Here is a 14,090-nt window from a genome sequence, read left to right as displayed (position 1 = left end):
CCTCGGTGATCGTCCTCGTAATCAGCTAGACACCGGAGCAGTCCGGAAGGTTGCCTTGCCCGAGTCGCGGCGTGGCCGCGTTGTGGATGAAGATGGACGCTCCGACCGCCATCGACGGGAGTTGATATGCGAGTGATCGGGCTGATGTCCGGGACGTCGTACGACGCGATCGACGCTGCAGCCGCCGACCTGCGGCTCGACGGCGACGTGCTGGTGCTGACGCCGCTGGGCATGCTCAGCCAGCCGTATCCGCCGGAGCTGCGGGCTGCCGTCGCCGCGTCGTTGCCACCGGCATCGACGACGGTCGAGCAGGTCTGCCGGCTCGACACCGGGGTCGGGCAGGCGTTCGCCGCGGTCGCCCAGCAGGCGGTCGAGCAGCTCTGCGGCGGGTACGCCGACCTGATCGTCTCACACGGGCAGACGGTGTTCCACTGGGTCGACGACGGGACGGTCCGCGGGACGCTGCAGGTCGGGCAGCCGGCGTGGATCGCGGAGGCGACCGGCGTACCGGTGGTGTCGGATCTGCGGGCGCGGGACGTGGCTGCGGGCGGGCAAGGGGCGCCGCTGGTCAGCATCATCGACGTGCTGTGGTTGCGCGGACGTCCCGGCGTACCGGTGGCTCTGAATCTCGGCGGGATCGCGAACATCACCGTCGTCCACGGCGAGCCGGTTGCCTTCGACACCGGTCCGGCGAACGCGCTGATCGACGCCGTAGTGACCGAGCTGACCGGGCGGCCGTTCGATGCTGACGGGGTGATGGCGGCGCGGGGGCAGGTGCATGAGGAGCTGCTCGGCCGGCTGCTGGCGGAGCCGTACTACGCGCGCCCCGCGCCGAAGTCGACGGGCAAGGAGCTGTTCAACCTCGCCTATCTGGCGCGGGCGATGGAGGGGCTGCCGGAGATCCCGGCGGAGGACCTGGTCGCCACCGTGACCACGCTGACCGCCAGGACGGTCGCCGACGCCGTACGGCGGTACGGCGGGACCGAGGTCGTCGCATCGGGAGGCGGGATCCAGAACCCGGCGTTGATGCATCTGCTCGCGGACGAGCTGGAGATTCCGGTCCGGACCACGGACGAGCTGGGGATGCCGTCAGCGGCGAAGGAGGCGTACGCGTTCGCCGTACTGGGCTTCCTGAGCGTGCACGGCCTCGGCGGGACGGTGCCCAGCTGCACCGGCGCCAGGCACTCCAGCGTCCTCGGCTCGGTCACGCCCGGTCTCAGCGGACTGCCGACGATCACAGGCGAGGCACGACCTCCCATGCGCCTTCTGGTGCAGTGACCGCACACTAGTGCTGTGACGAGGATGTTCGTGGTGACCGGGGCGCCTGGGTCGGGGAAGTCGACCGTCGTGCCGGAGCTGGTGCGGCTCAGCCCGGGGAACCTGGTCGTGATGGACATGGACGAGCTGCTGGACGACAACGGACGGCTGCTCGGGATCGACATCGCCAGTCCGACGGCGGCGCCGATCTGGCCGGCGTACAACGCGCTCTGGTTGCGGATCACCGAGCTGATCAGGCGGTCCGGGATTCCCGTGCTGCTCCTGTCCCCGCTGCTGCCCGCTGAGCTTCCCGAGGGCCGCTGGCTGCACCTGGACTGCCCGGATGCCATCCGCCGCAAACGCCTGGCGTTGCGTGGCTGGGCCGAGGACCAGATCGCCGACGCGCTCGCCGACGCGGCCGAACTCCGGACCCGGGTTCCGCGGTCCGTCCGCGGTGACCTGTCGCCGGAACGCGTGGCCCGCAGCATCCTCGACTGGATCCGCGGCGAACGGTTCGGCAAGACCATCAGCCTGTGGGGCCGGCTCCGGAGTTGACCTTCGAGTTGCTTCAGGGATCAGGGTCGGGCCCATGAGGCTGACGATCAGTGAGTTTGCGCGGGTAGTGGGGCTGGCGCCGAGTGCCCTGCGGTTCTACGACGACTGCGGGCTGCTGCCGCCCGCTTTCGTGGACGAGTCGAACGGCTACCGGTACTACGACCGCTCCCAGCAGTCCAGAGCTCGCCTGCTCCGCGACCTCCGCGAGATCGACCTGCCCCTGCCCGAGGTACGCATCGCTCTGGATGCCGAATCAGCCGATGTGGCAGACCTCGTCCGAGCCCACCTCCGAACCCTGGAAGCCAAATCCACCGCAACTCGCGAAGCCGCCACCCGCCTCCTCACCCAACTGGACACCCACCGAACGGCCGCAACCCTCGGCGGCCCCGAACTAGCGAGCGCCATCCGCCAAGTAACCCCCACCGCAGCCCCGCCGTCCGCAGGCGCCGCGGGCTCGTCCACGAGCGCTGCTGGGTCGGCCTCGGCCGGCTCCGCCTCACCCGTCGGCGCGTCGTCCCCGGCTGAGGCGGTCGGGGTGGAGGATCTGCAGGCGGTGCTGGCGTGTGTGCTGATCGAGTTCTCGCCGGACGAGATCTCGTTCGTGGCGACTGATCGGTATCGGCTGGCAGTGCGTACGGTTCGGCCGGTCGAGTTTGCGGGGGCTGGTGGGCGGGCGCTGGTTCGGGCGGATGAGCTTGCGGAGCTGAGTCGTTGGGCTGCAGCCGGCGACGTCGTACGGATGGAGCTGACACCCGGCGGGGTGGTGCTGGTGCGGGGCGAGGAGTTGCGGGAGCTGGCGGTGGTCGACGCCGAGTATCCGGCGTACCAGCAGATTCTGGACGGGCTGACGCCGCCGGTCTGCCGGGTGGTGGTGGATCGGGCCGGGCTGCTCGACATACTGGTCGGGCGGGACGTTGTTGCCTTTGACATCGACTCCGAGAGCATCCGGATCGGCGACGACGTGAAGCTCGACGCGATCGGGGCCGGGTCGGTGCGGGTCGGGTTCACGGCGAGTCTGCTCGCGGCTGCGCTGGAGGCGAGTGTCGGGCCGGACGTGTTGCTCGAGATCTGCGAGCCGGCGCGGCCGGTCGTCGTACGGTCGGCTGATCAGGGTACGTTCACCACGCTCGTCATGCCTGTCCGGCTGGACGGGTGACGCGGTCGTACTACGGCTGGCTGGCAGGCTCCACCCTCTCGGTACTCGGCGATGCCGCGCTGTTCTTCGCGCTCGGTTGGGCGGCGACGGGGATCGGCTCGCAGGTCGCGGCGCTGGTGCTGACCGGATTCACCCTGCCGCGGGCCGTACTCCTCTTGCTCGGCGGCGTCCTCGGTGACCGGATCGGTCCGCGTCGCCTGCTGCTTGCGTGCAGCGCCATCGTCGGAACGTGCTGCTTCTTGCTGGCCGGGGTGGTCGGGATGCGGGGGGTTTCGGCCGGTCTGCTGTTGACGACGGCGGTGGTGGTCGGGACGGTTGACGCCTTCGCGCTGCCGGCCGCGGGTGTGTTGCCGCGGCTGTTCGTGCCGGACGATCAGTTGCCCAGGGCAATGGCTCTGCGGACGTCGGCGACGCAGCTCATCACGTTGGCCGGCGGGCCGCTCAGCGGGTTGCTCGTGGCAACGGTCGGGCTGGTCGGGGCGCTGATGTTCGACGGGGTGACGTTCGCGGCGCAGGTCCTTGTGCTGTTCGTGCTCAGGCCGCCGTACGACATGAGTCCGGCGCCCGGCCGGTCCGTCGTGCGTGACGCTTTGGACGGGTTGCGGGTTGCTGCTGCAGATCCTGTGCTGCGGATGGTGCTGGCCGTGGTGGCGTTGGTTGCGGCCTTCGTGCTGCCGGTGACGTCGTTGTGCGTTCCGTTGCTGGCCCGATCGCACGGGTGGGCGGCCGGGCCGGCCGGGTTTGTTGTGGCTGGCAACGTTTGTGGCGGGTTGGTGGTGACGGTCCTGGTTGCCCGGTTCGGCACGTTCCAGCGTCCCGAGTTGACCGGTGGCGTCGGGTGTCTGCTCGCCGGGGCCGGGATCGCGGGCCTCGCGCTGGCGCCTTCCGTCCCGTCGGCGGTCGGTGCAACGCTTGTGCAGGGCGTTGGCATCGGGCTGTTCACGTCGCACCTTGCGCCGGTGTTCGTCCGCAGTACGCCGAAGTCGCATCTGACCCGGCTGCAGTCGCTGCTGTCGTTGGTGCAGACCGTTCCGCTGATCGTGTCGACGAACCTGCTGGCGACGCTCGACGTACGCCGTGCGCTCGCCCTCGCCGCCGTCGCGACCGCACTCGCCGGCTTCCTGCAGGTCCGCGCCTATCTACCGAAGTCGATCTCGAAGGTCGGGTAGTCCGGCTGCGGGCACGGCTCACCGCGATACCCCAACTTCTCGTAGAACGGCGCCGCCCGCTCGTGATGCCCCTGCCACTCGAGATGCCGGACCCGGGTCGATGCCCACTCCGCCACCGCGTCCATCAGCGCCCGCCCAACCCCACCACGCCGCCGCTCCGGCATCACATACAGATCATGCAACCGCCCGTGGTGCCGCCGCCCCGCCCGCAAGTGCGTCCCGTAGTCCTGCACCGCGGCGTACCCGATCAGCTCCCCGTCGTCGTCGTACCCCAACGCCACCCACCGCGGATCCGCCACCAACTCCTCGAAGTACCCCCGCGACTCCACCTCTGAATACTCAGTCCCAAACCCCTTCACCAGAGGCCACAACCCGTCCCAGTCACCCACCGTCAACTCACGCACACCCATCCCCCCACCCTCCCAGTCCAACCCGCCCCGAAGCACCCGATTTCTGGTCTTGTAAGACGGACTGTCTTACGATGAGTGTATGGCGGACACGATCACGATTCGTACAGACGCGGAGACCGAACATGCACTGGCCGTGCTGACCCATGACGGGAGTTCGCGGTCCGCGGTCATCAGGCAGGCGGTGCTCGAGGCGGCGTCACGTCGCGAGCGAGCTGCGGAGCTGCGCCGCGCGGTACTGCGCATGCCGCTCGGCGAGCCCGACGGCGTCGACGTCGCGGCCGAGTTGTCCCAGGACCGGGACGGGGAGCGCTGAGTGATCTACCTCGACTCGGCAGCGATCGTGAAACTGGTCCACGCCGAGACCGAATCGCAGGCGCTGCGCGACTGGCTCGACGAGCGCGCCGAGGTGGACTGGGTGAGTTCCGTTCTCGCCGAGGTCGAGTCGTGCCGGGCTCTGGCCCGGCATGCTCCCTGCGCGGTGTCGCGACTGCATCTGGTCCTGGATCTCATCGACCTCGTCGACCTTGATGCAGGAACGCGGATTCTTGCGCAGACGGTTCGGCCGGCGACGGTGCGGAGTCTGGACGCCATCCACCTCGCGACCGCCCTTCGCATCCAGCCGCTCACCGCCTTCGTCACGTACGACAAGCGCCTCGCCGACGCGGCCCGCGCGGCCGGCCTCACCGTCGACGCCCCCGTCTGATCCATTGACAACACGTTGTCGTGATGACAGCATGTTGTCTATGAGGACAGCTTATGTGGCGGTGTACGAGACGTTGGCGGACTGGGAGATCGGGCATCTGGTGGTGGAGTTGCGGACGGGGCGGTTCACCGGGGTGCCTTGGAGTGTGGTGACGGTGGGGGAGTCGTTGGAGCCGGTGGTGACCATGGGTGGGATGCGGGTCGTGCCGGATGTGACGATTGCCGACGTCGAGCCGGATGCGGGGGATCTGCTGGTGCTGGCCGGGTCGGGGCAGTGGGACAACGGGGGTGGGGACGCGTTCGCGAAGTTGGCGGCGCGGTTCCTGGAGGCTTCGGTGCCGGTGGCGGCCATCTGCGGTGCGACGGCAGGGCTGGCCCGGGCGGGGCTGCTGGACGAGCGCAAGCACACGAGTGCCGCGAAGGAGTATCTGCAGGCGACCGGGTACCAGGGCGTCGGCAACTACGTCGACGAGCGGGCTGTCATCGGCGGGGATCTGATCACGGCGGGGCCGGACTCGCCGGTGCAGTTCGCACGGGCGGCGCTGCAGCGGCTCGAGCTGGCGGACGAGCGGAAGCTGGATGCGTACGAGGGCGTGTTCCATCGCGCGGACCCGGCGGCGTACGGCGTGCTGGTGGGATGACGCGGGCGGCCGGCGCGGACCGGCGTACCGGATGATGGTCCGATGACGGTTCCACCCCGGGAAGAGTGGCCGAAGCCGACGAAGCAGTCGGAAGGTGGTGCGGTGTTGACGGATGTCGTCCTCGCCACCTTCCGGCTGAACGCGCGGCTGATGGAGGCCGCCCAGGACCTCGCCGCGCACGGCGGCCTGACGGCTGCGTGGTGGCAGGTGCTGGGCGGTGTGCTCGACGAGCCGCGGTCGGTGGCCGACGTCGGCCGGATCATGGGCGTCAGCCGGCAAGGGGTACAGCGGATCGCGGATCTGCTCGTGGAGCGCGGGCTCGCGGAGTACCGGCCGAACCCGGCGCACCGCCGCGCCAAGCTGCTTGCCTGCACCGAGGCCGGTTACTGGGCGATCCGCCAGATCGCGGTCGCCCAGCATCCGTGGACGTCGGAGCTCGCCAAGGCCGTCGACCTCGACGACCTGCGTACGACGCTCGCCACCATGCAGGCGATCATCACCAAGCTGGAAGAAGCTTGATCGCCAGACTGCTCCCGTAGGTGTGGCGGGTGGTGAAGGTCAAGCGTGTGCCGGTGAGCGTCCGCGTCACCTGAACGCCGGGTACGGGCGTCGCGGGCCTGAGGTACTGCGCCCAGAGGTTGACCGTGATGGTGTCGCGCTGCGTCGTCGGATCGGACACCGCCACCTGCACGCTCGACACTTGCCGCCGAAGGAGCAGTGAGGCCGGGCCGTCGATGGTCAACCCAGGAAGGTTGTGAGGGCCGGCCGTGAAGGTATTGGCAGCCGTCAGCCGAAGGCCCAAGTGCTGGATCGCCTGCATTTTAACGGTGTTGGCGAGCGGCAGGATCCGATTGTGCCGGTATGCCTTCAATGCGGATTCCGTTGCGTTGGGCACCAATGCGTAGGCGAGGGATCCGCCGGACCCGGCGGGTTGGGTGGCGGTGAGAGCGAAGACCTGCTTGGTGATCGCGGTGTCCGGGTTGGACGTACGCACGACTCGGCGGCTCCGGGTGATCGCCTGCAGATCGACGGACAGCTCGGACGGCTGGAGGAAGTGGTAGCCGATGGCGGCCGTGCTGTTGGCGTAGCGGAGCCATCGCGGGGAGACGGTGCCGGGCCCGGTCCACGGCCGGCCGTCCCGCCGTACGCCGGTGATCGTGACGGGGTCGGTCGCACCGGCGATGCGGGTGTCGAGGGTCGTCGTGACGGCGCGGGTCGCGTCGCCGACCCCGGCCGCGAGTACGACGATCTCGTCGTCGAGCAGGAACCACGACTTGGTCGCCGACGCGTTCTTGTAGACCACGAAGTCGTCCGGCAGGCTCGTGCGCGACGCGTAGGCGACGTCGTCCGACTGCACCCAGCCGACCGCGCCGTACGCGTCGAGGGTCGCGCCGCCGGACTGCACGTTGGTGCCGGTAGGGAAGTACACGTAGGTGTTCTGCTCTTCCGACGACGCGGTGAAGGTCGGCGGATTGTCGTACCACGCCGTCCCGTAGAGCTCCGGCACCGACTTCCGCGTCTCGACCGGAGCGGTCACGCCGCCGAGCGCGTACGGCGAGACCGTCGTGTAGTAGTCGATACCGAACGACTTGGTCTGGTCCTCGCCCGCCAGATACAGGTAGTGCGCGCCGTCGCCCTGGAACCACGGCATCAGGTTCTCGCCGCTCATGTACTCGTACTTGCTGATCCGCTCCGAGTTCCGCGCGACCGCGAACGCGTACCCGGGCCGCCGATGCACGGTCCGGTCCATCGCGTTGAAGGCCGTCGTACTCGCGGCCGGATTGAGGTCCGCCGGCACGATCGCAGGATCGTTCTTCAGGTCCGCGAACCGTCCGATGCTGACCGGTGAGACGAAGGAGTTCACGTTGATCGTCGGCCGCGCGGTGAACTTCGCGAACGCCTTCAACCGCTGGGCGTCCGCGCCGGTCGCGTAGTCGGCCAGGTCGACGATCGCCTCGACGACGACCGCCACGTCGTCGTACCCGGTCGCCGTCCGCGAGACCGCGCGGCCCTTGACGATCTCCATCATCCAGCCCTCGAAGATCAGCGGCGCGAACCCGTGCTCGACCCAGCCCTGCACCACGCCGACCAGGTCGTCGCCCTGCGCGTACTCCGTCCCCGCGAGCGTCTTGATCGTCTGTACGACCCGGCTGAGCAGGCCTTTCCCGTACGAACCCGTGTACGCGACCGAGGCGTGCTGGATGAACGAGCCGTCCGCGTAGTACCCGTCGGTGACGTCGTGCTGCAGGTTGTACGGATCGATGGTCGCGAAGACCGTGAACTGGTCCTGCAGCGCCTTCCGGATCCGCGCGTCGTCGTCCAGCAGGGCGCCCTGGAGAACGCGGTTCGCGGTGATGTCGACGAGGTTGGCGCCGGTGTGGAAGCGCGAGTCGAGGTCGACGTCGCCGTTCTTCCCGTTGCGCAGGTACGCGTCCATGGAGGCGACGTACTGCGTGACCAGGTCGGCCGGGGCGTCGATCAGCGCGAGCGTCTTCGACACGAACGTCGAGATGCCGATCTCCCACGTGAACCAGTTGCCGTAGTACCCCTTGGACTGGTCGCCGTAGTAGTTCGCGTGCAGCCAGACCAGCTTCTCGGCGATCCGCGCGCGCACCTGCTCGTTGCCCTGCAGGTCGGACGCGGGACCGGGCCGGCGGAAGGCGAGCGCGATCTCGTAGAGGTGCTGGTACGACGAGCTCAGGTTGGGATCGCTGGTCCCGAGGGGGAGGCCGGCGAACAGCTCGCCGGCTCCGGCGCGGTCGAGCGCGGACAACCAGGTCCGGGCGGTGCTGTCGATCGCGGCGACCTTGGCGGCGACCTCGGGGCGCGCGTTCGACTCCGCCGTACCGGCGTAGATCGCGATCGCGTTGGCCAGCAGTTGGCCGGGATCGGCGGTCACCGTCCGCCCGTCAGCGCGGGCGGCCGGCGCCGGGTTGACCGCGGTCAGCAGGGCGGTGGCGGGGACGAAAGACAGCAGGCGGCGACGAGTGATATCCACTGGAACTCCCGGGCGGTGGGAAAAACCTCACCCCGGGAGTCAAGCAGCCGGAACTATCTTCCGGCAAGCGCTTACTGGCCGCCGGCTCCGACGAGTTGCGGGTCGATCGACAGGACCCGGACCGCTTCACCGCTGGACTTCGCCGGGATGACCAGTGCGACCTGGTGGAGGTAGTCCTGGTGCAGGCTCTGCGTGTACTTGACCATGCTGCTGAAGGCGGTCGCCTCGCCGCTGGTCCAGTACGCGTTCGAGCCCGGCTCGACACGCTGCAGGTACTGCTCGGTGAGCGTGAGGAACACCAGCGCGTCGCCGGACGACGTGATGAACGTCAGCGGCTCACCGGATGGCAGGAACGCGTCCGTCACGCTCGCGATGTACGGCTCCGCGGTGTCGCCGGCCTTCGACGTCGCCCGCAGCTTGAGGAAGCTCGTCAGGCCCGGGCTCGGCGTGAACAGCTTCGACTGCGGGGCGTTCGGGCCGCCGGTCAGGTACGTCGCGAGGTCCTTCGCGACCGTCGCCGGCTGACTCTGCAGCTTGCTCAGGTCGCTCTTCTCCGGGGTCCGCATCCCGTCGACCGGTGGCAGCTCGACCCCCTTCGGCGGGTAGACCGAGTGCGTCAGCAGCCACGGGCTACCGGCGTTCTCCCGCTGCCAGACGCCGAGCTGCCGGTTGCCCGGCGCGTTGGAGACGCCCGAGCTGACCACGAACCGCATCGGGTACGACGCGAACTGCGGCGCGCCGATCTCCGGATCGGTGTAGCTGAACGGCTTCGAGACGTCCTTGCCGGCGGCGTCGAGCTTGCGCCCGATGACGAAGCCCGCCCGGGTCTGCGCGAGCGTCGGGTTGCCCTCGATCGTCGCGGAGAGCTTGGCGTCGCGGGACTGGTTCGCCTGGTTGTTGAGCTGGTTGTAGCGCTGGACGACGGCCTGCGCGTCGGCGAGCGTGACGGCCGGGCGGCTGTCCGGCGCGGTCAGGCTGTTCTTCGGCGGCATCAGCCCGCAGCTCGTTGTCGTGAGCAACAAGGCGCCGCTGGCCAGTAGGGCGGCGGTGCGGCGGACCGCCTCGTCGCTCTTCTCGAACTCCGGCGAGGCCGCCAGCGGGACGGTCTCGGTCTCGGGCCCGGTGGATCCGGCCGGCCCGGAGGCATCGGGGCGCTCGACGGTCGCGGTGCGCTCGGTCAGCTCGTCGTACAGCGGCTGTGCGGGCTCGTCGTACCGCGGGGAGGCGCCGACGCCGATCAGGGCCGGCGACTTCGCCCGGGCGACTGCGGCCGGCGACATGAACATCGGTGCCGCCGGCATCGGCGTCGGCGTCGGCCTGACCGGCGCGGGCCTGGGGTTCGGCTTGACGGGCGCCGGCACGGTTTCTGCGGACTTCGCGGCCGGCTTCGACCCGGCGGGGGCGAACGGGCTGAGCCGCTCCGGCGCGAACGGCGAGACTCGGTACGCCGGTGCGTTGTCCTCCGATGTACCGACCGCGACCGGAACCAGGACCGGGATCCGCGAGCTGACCGGCAGCGGGATCTCGGTCGTCGCCTCGATGTCGGCCGGGGCCTTCCGGCGACGGAACATCAGCGCCAGTCCAGCCGCGAACACCAACACGCCCGCGCCCAGCACCAGCAGGCAGATCCCGAACAGCCGGTGCACCTGTACCCCGAAGCTGACCTGCGCTCCGACCGCCGGGGTGCCGTCCGCGTTCATCACGACGACCTCGTACCGACCGTCCTGCATCGGCCAGCTCACCGACTGCGAACCGGAGGCGGACTGCGCGACCCACCAGTCGAGCTGACCGGGCGGCGTCAACTTCCCGCTGCGGCCGCGCAGGTCCTGCGTGCCGAAGGTGCCCGGCGGCTCGAAGCGGGTCAGCCGGGTGTGCGCCGACCCCGCGAGGTAGTCGCGAACGTCGAGGTCCTGCGCGATGCCGACGAACAGCGGCTTGTCGCCGGACGCCTCGACGTGCAGGGTCGGGCCGTGCCGGTCGAGCAGCGTGGGCGCGGTGACGACGGCGAGACCCGAACTGGCGAACTCACGGCCGGGGGTCGAGATCGTGTTGTCCGGACCGACCAGCCAGAAGGCAGCGACGGCTCCGGCCACGGTGGCCACCAGACCTGCCAGCGTCAGCAGCAGACCGAGGGTGATGCGGGCGAAACGCATGAAGAGGCTCCCGTTGTACGACGAGCCCGGCGACGGACGGGTGCACCGGACGGCGGGGTGACTGGTCCGGACCCCTCTCCAGGTATCCGGAAGCTCACCCGTTGTCACTGAATAACTGAGCCAACAAGAATCTGTTACGGCCACCTCTCAATGCAGGTACGACGCTCCGTTGAAGTCGAGGACCGCGCCGCTGGCCCAGGTCGCCTGCCCGGACGCGAGCCAGAAGATCGCGTCTCCTACTTCCTCGGCGGTCGCGACACGGTCGAACGGGCTCTGGGCGCGGATCGCGTCGCCGCCGGGCCCCGCCAGGAAGGTCTGGGTCATGTCGGTGGCGATGAAACCGGGCGCGATTGACGTCACGCTGATGTCATATGGCGCCAGCGATGCCGCCAAGGACTGTCCGAGCGAGTGCAACCCGGCCTTCGAGGCGCCGTACGCGGGCACATCCGGCTCGCCGCGGTAGGCGCCGCGGGATCCGACGTTGACGATCGAGCCCCGCCGTACGCCGTCCGCGGGGTCGTTGTCGAGCATCTGCCGCGCCACGCACCACGTCACGTGCGCCGCTCCCTCGAGGTTGACGGCCAGCGTACGGCGCCAGGTCGCGACCCACTCGTCGTACGACGTCTCGGCCAGCGGGTGACCGACCCGCCGCGACCCGCCGACCGGCTCGTCGACGAACATTGCCGCGTTGTTGACGAGTACGTCGATCCGCCCGAGCGCGGTGGCCGATTCGTCAACCAGGGCAGGGATTGCGGCCGGATCGCCGAGGTCTGCGGCGATCACCGCATGGCCGTCGCCGGGCAGCCCGGCCCGGATCTCCTCGGCGCGGTCGACAGCCCCGCGACAATGCAGCACGACCCGGTCGCCGGCTCGTGCGAACGCCTGCGCGGCGGCCGCGCCGACGCCCCTGGACGCGCCGGTGATGAGTACGCCTCTGGACACGGATCCTCCCTCGGTTGACTGCACGCCATTCTGCCTGTGCCGCCACTCTGGCGACGACCTGACATCAGAGGGGTTGACAGTGACGTCATCATGACGTCATGATGATGCACATGGAACTTGACCACTACCTCGAGTCGGTCCGGCGGAGCGTCGAGAACGCCACCGCCCTGGCCGATGAGCAAACCCGCTCCGTGGCCCAGCGCCTCGGGGCGACGCTGGATGACGCGGGCCGCCTGGCCCTCATCTCAGCCCTGTCCGACGCCGCCGGGGAGATCAGCCGCGAGCTGTCCCCGGGCTCGGTCGAGCTCCGGATGGCCGGTGGCCGTCCTGAGTTCGTGGTCACGCCGGCCCCGAGCCAGCTGACCGGTCCGGATGAGACCGACGACGACATCGACGACGAGGCCGACGCGGAGGCGGGCGAGCAGTTCGTGTTCGACGCCGACGAGCCGACCGCCCGGATCACCCTCCGGCTGCCGATGTCGATCAAGAACAAGGTGGACGAGGCCGCGAATGCCGAGGGCATCTCCTCGAACGCGTGGCTGATGCGCACCGTGATGACCGAGCTCAGCGACCGGGGCCGCCGCGGCGGCTCGCGTCCGCCCCGGCCGCCGCGCCCGCCGCGGGGTCCGGTCTTCGGTCCGGAAGGCCCGCTGGGCCCGAACGGCCCGCTCGGCCCCGACGGCGTCTTCGGTCCGAACGGCGTGTTCGGCCCGAACGGACCCTTCGGCGACGAGGGCGTCTTCGGCCCGGAGCGCGGCCGCCGCGACCGCGACCGCCGGCGTGACGATCGCGACCGGCGCCGCGAGGACAAGGAACGACGCAAGGGCGGACACGGCCCGGGACAACGGATGACGGGGTGGGTCGAATGAGCGGGTTCAGCCAGCAGATCACCGACGACGAGAGCGACCGGATCAACCGGATCCGGATCGAGATCGGCTCCGGTCTGGTCGAGCTCAAGGCCAACCCGGACGGCGCGGGGACCGCGGTCGCCATCGACGTCGACGAGGGCCGCGAGGAGGACGTGATCGTGGAGGTCGTCGACGGTGAGCTGATCATCGAGGGCCCGCGCAACGTCCGCCGCGGACCGGAGATCCAGGTCCGGATCGCCACCTCGGCGGTCCTCGAGGCCCGGGTGAAGACCGGCTCCGGAGACATCAGCTCCGAGGTGCCGCTCGGCCCGGCCCGGCTGTCCACCGGCTCCGGCGACGTACAGCTGACCCGGGTCGAGGGCGAGCTCGGCGTCAACACCGGCAGCGGTGACGTCAAGGTCGAGTCCGTCGCCGGCGCGGTCAAGGCCAGCACCGGTTCGGGTTCGATCGACATCGACGAGGCCGGCGACGCGCTCGGCCTGAGCACCGGCTCCGGGGACGTCACCGTAGGCGACGCCAACGGTCCGACGTCGGTCAAGGTCGGCTCGGGTGACATCACCATCGAGCGGATCCGCGACCACTCGGTCGCCACCTCCGGTTCCGGCGACGTGAAGGTCGAGATCGCCGACGGACCGAGCGTCCAGGCCGAGACGGCCCGCGGCGACGTCCAGATCGGGGTGCCCGAGGGCCTCCCGACGTACCTCGACCTGAAGACCGTCACCGGGCAGATCCGGTGTGATCTCGAGCCCGGCGAGAAGCCGGCCGAGGGGGAGCGCGCCCTGATGCTGCGGGCCCGCACCGTCTCCGGCGACATCACCGTCTACAAGGTCTGACCACGAACAACGCCGTCCGCGTCGGATCGGCGCAGTCGGGTTCGTTGGGTTGATGTAAGCGATCGAGGTCCCGCCGCGCACCAGCGGCGGCGGGACCTGAGCGAAGCACTGCCAAAAACCAGTCACGGGGATTACCTGAGGGGAACACGACCATGATCACCGAACACCAGGAAGTTGCCCGCTACCGCGTCGCCGAGCAGCTGCGCGCCGCCGAGGCCCGCGCCATGCTCCACGACCGCAAGGCGAACCGCACCAGCCCGCGGGAGGGCCTGGCCAGCGCACTGCGCCGGCTGGCCGACCGCCTCGAGCCCACCCGCCGCCTGGCCGAGCCCGCGTCCCGGGTCCTGGCCGACCAGCAGCCCCGCCACCGCGGGACCGGGCTCTCGATCGTCCGATGAACGGCGT

General features: G+C 69.9%; 15 protein-coding genes. 11 read left to right on the top strand and 4 right to left on the bottom strand.

What is annotated here, in order from left to right:
- Positions 1-126 precede the first annotated feature (126 nt).
- Genes ABT313_RS40445 through ABT313_RS40430 form a run of 4 tightly spaced genes read left to right on the top strand, consistent with a single transcriptional unit; the run spans position 127 to position 4,137 of the window.
- Positions 127-1,278 (top strand): anhydro-N-acetylmuramic acid kinase, encoded by a 1,152-nt coding sequence (locus ABT313_RS40445; RefSeq protein WP_350865612.1) that lies wholly within the window; start codon positions 127-129, stop codon positions 1,276-1,278.
- Positions 1,279-1,302: 24 nt separating this feature from the next.
- Positions 1,303-1,812: an AAA family ATPase gene (locus tag ABT313_RS40440; RefSeq protein ID WP_350865861.1), complete on the top strand. Its 510-nt coding sequence runs from the start codon at positions 1,303-1,305 to the stop codon at positions 1,810-1,812.
- A gap of 34 nt (positions 1,813-1,846) precedes the next feature.
- Positions 1,847-2,968, top strand: a complete 1,122-nt coding sequence (locus ABT313_RS40435) for a DNA polymerase III subunit beta family protein (RefSeq protein ID WP_350865610.1) — start codon at positions 1,847-1,849, stop codon at positions 2,966-2,968.
- Positions 2,965-4,137 (top strand): MFS transporter, encoded by a 1,173-nt coding sequence (locus tag ABT313_RS40430; protein WP_350865607.1) that lies wholly within the window; start codon positions 2,965-2,967, stop codon positions 4,135-4,137. The genes ABT313_RS40435 and ABT313_RS40430 overlap by 4 nt, the downstream gene beginning before the upstream one ends.
- Here the strand turns inward: ABT313_RS40430 and ABT313_RS40425 are convergent.
- On the bottom strand, positions 4,104-4,466 hold the full coding sequence (locus tag ABT313_RS40425; RefSeq protein WP_350865604.1) for a GNAT family N-acetyltransferase: 363 nt from the start codon (positions 4,464-4,466) through the stop codon (positions 4,104-4,106). The genes ABT313_RS40430 and ABT313_RS40425 overlap by 34 nt on opposite strands.
- Before the next feature lie 160 nt (positions 4,467-4,626).
- Between ABT313_RS40425 and ABT313_RS40420 the strand changes: the two genes are divergently transcribed.
- Genes ABT313_RS40420 through ABT313_RS40405 form a run of 4 tightly spaced genes read left to right on the top strand, consistent with a single transcriptional unit; the run spans position 4,627 to position 6,409 of the window.
- Positions 4,627-4,860 (top strand): hypothetical protein, encoded by a 234-nt coding sequence (locus ABT313_RS40420; RefSeq protein WP_350865600.1) that lies wholly within the window; start codon positions 4,627-4,629, stop codon positions 4,858-4,860.
- The gene (locus ABT313_RS40415) at positions 4,861-5,250 is read left to right on the top strand and encodes a type II toxin-antitoxin system VapC family toxin (protein WP_350865597.1); all 390 of its coding nucleotides are present in this window, start codon (positions 4,861-4,863) and stop codon (positions 5,248-5,250) included. It abuts the gene before it with no gap.
- A gap of 40 nt (positions 5,251-5,290) precedes the next feature.
- The gene (locus ABT313_RS40410) at positions 5,291-5,890 is read left to right on the top strand and encodes a DJ-1/PfpI family protein (RefSeq protein ID WP_350865595.1); all 600 of its coding nucleotides are present in this window, start codon (positions 5,291-5,293) and stop codon (positions 5,888-5,890) included.
- A 42-nt stretch (positions 5,891-5,932) separates the two neighbouring features.
- Complete coding sequence (locus tag ABT313_RS40405; RefSeq protein WP_350865592.1) at positions 5,933-6,409, top strand: MarR family winged helix-turn-helix transcriptional regulator; 477 nt, start codon at positions 5,933-5,935, stop codon at positions 6,407-6,409.
- Here the strand turns inward: ABT313_RS40405 and ABT313_RS40400 are convergent.
- From ABT313_RS40400 to ABT313_RS40390, 3 genes are all read right to left on the bottom strand, one after another.
- Positions 6,387-8,888 carry a polysaccharide lyase family 8 super-sandwich domain-containing protein gene (locus ABT313_RS40400; protein WP_350865589.1) on the bottom strand — a complete coding sequence of 834 codons (2,502 nt, stop codon included), beginning with the start codon at positions 8,886-8,888 and terminating at the stop codon, positions 6,387-6,389. The two genes, ABT313_RS40405 and ABT313_RS40400, sit on opposite strands and share 23 nt — an antisense overlap.
- A 71-nt stretch (positions 8,889-8,959) precedes the next feature.
- A complete protein-coding gene (locus ABT313_RS40395; RefSeq protein ID WP_350865586.1) occupies positions 8,960-11,041 on the bottom strand; it encodes a DUF8094 domain-containing protein in 2,082 nt (693 codons plus the stop codon).
- Between the two features lie 147 nt (positions 11,042-11,188).
- Entirely contained in the window at positions 11,189-11,983 is a 795-nt protein-coding gene (locus tag ABT313_RS40390) for an SDR family NAD(P)-dependent oxidoreductase (RefSeq protein WP_350865583.1), read from the bottom strand.
- A gap of 110 nt (positions 11,984-12,093) precedes the next feature.
- On the opposite strand from ABT313_RS40390, the gene ABT313_RS40385 reads away from it, so the two are divergent.
- The 3 genes from ABT313_RS40385 (at position 12,094) to ABT313_RS40375 (ending at position 14,083) form a co-directional block, all read left to right on the top strand.
- Positions 12,094-12,852, top strand: a complete 759-nt coding sequence (locus ABT313_RS40385) for a hypothetical protein (protein ID WP_350865581.1) — start codon at positions 12,094-12,096, stop codon at positions 12,850-12,852.
- Positions 12,849-13,685: a DUF4097 family beta strand repeat-containing protein gene (locus tag ABT313_RS40380; RefSeq protein WP_350865578.1), complete on the top strand. Its 837-nt coding sequence runs from the start codon at positions 12,849-12,851 to the stop codon at positions 13,683-13,685. The genes ABT313_RS40385 and ABT313_RS40380 overlap by 4 nt, the downstream gene beginning before the upstream one ends.
- A gap of 152 nt (positions 13,686-13,837) precedes the next feature.
- Positions 13,838-14,083, top strand: coding sequence for a hypothetical protein (locus tag ABT313_RS40375; protein WP_350865575.1), 246 nt, complete (start codon positions 13,838-13,840; stop codon positions 14,081-14,083).
- Positions 14,084-14,090 lie beyond the last annotated feature (7 nt).

It is taken from the genome of Kribbella sp. NPDC000426 (assembly GCF_040300265.1).
Taxonomy (GTDB): domain Bacteria; phylum Actinomycetota; class Actinomycetes; order Propionibacteriales; family Kribbellaceae; genus Kribbella.
The sequence above is the reverse complement of the archived record's forward strand: the minus strand, read 5'-3'. Positions and strand labels throughout refer to the sequence as shown.

Excerpts from the sequence above, each read along its gene's own strand:
- ABT313_RS40375 (WP_350865575.1), top strand. The coding sequence starts at position 13,838 with ATGATCACCGAACACCAGGAAGTTGCCCGCTACCGCGTCGCCGAGCAG.
- ABT313_RS40435 (WP_350865610.1), top strand. The coding sequence starts at position 1,847 with ATGAGGCTGACGATCAGTGAGTTTGCGCGGGTAGTGGGGCTGGCGCCG.
- ABT313_RS40420 (WP_350865600.1), top strand. The coding sequence starts at position 4,627 with ATGGCGGACACGATCACGATTCGTACAGACGCGGAGACCGAACATGCA.
- ABT313_RS40380 (WP_350865578.1), top strand. The coding sequence starts at position 12,849 with ATGAGCGGGTTCAGCCAGCAGATCACCGACGACGAGAGCGACCGGATC.
- ABT313_RS40395 (WP_350865586.1), bottom strand. The coding sequence starts at position 11,041 with ATGCGTTTCGCCCGCATCACCCTCGGTCTGCTGCTGACGCTGGCAGGT.
- ABT313_RS40385 (WP_350865581.1), top strand. The coding sequence starts at position 12,094 with ATGGAACTTGACCACTACCTCGAGTCGGTCCGGCGGAGCGTCGAGAAC.
- ABT313_RS40405 (WP_350865592.1), top strand. The coding sequence starts at position 5,933 with ATGACGGTTCCACCCCGGGAAGAGTGGCCGAAGCCGACGAAGCAGTCG.
- ABT313_RS40410 (WP_350865595.1), top strand. The coding sequence starts at position 5,291 with ATGAGGACAGCTTATGTGGCGGTGTACGAGACGTTGGCGGACTGGGAG.
- ABT313_RS40445 (WP_350865612.1), top strand. The coding sequence starts at position 127 with ATGCGAGTGATCGGGCTGATGTCCGGGACGTCGTACGACGCGATCGAC.
- ABT313_RS40440 (WP_350865861.1), top strand. The coding sequence starts at position 1,303 with ATGTTCGTGGTGACCGGGGCGCCTGGGTCGGGGAAGTCGACCGTCGTG.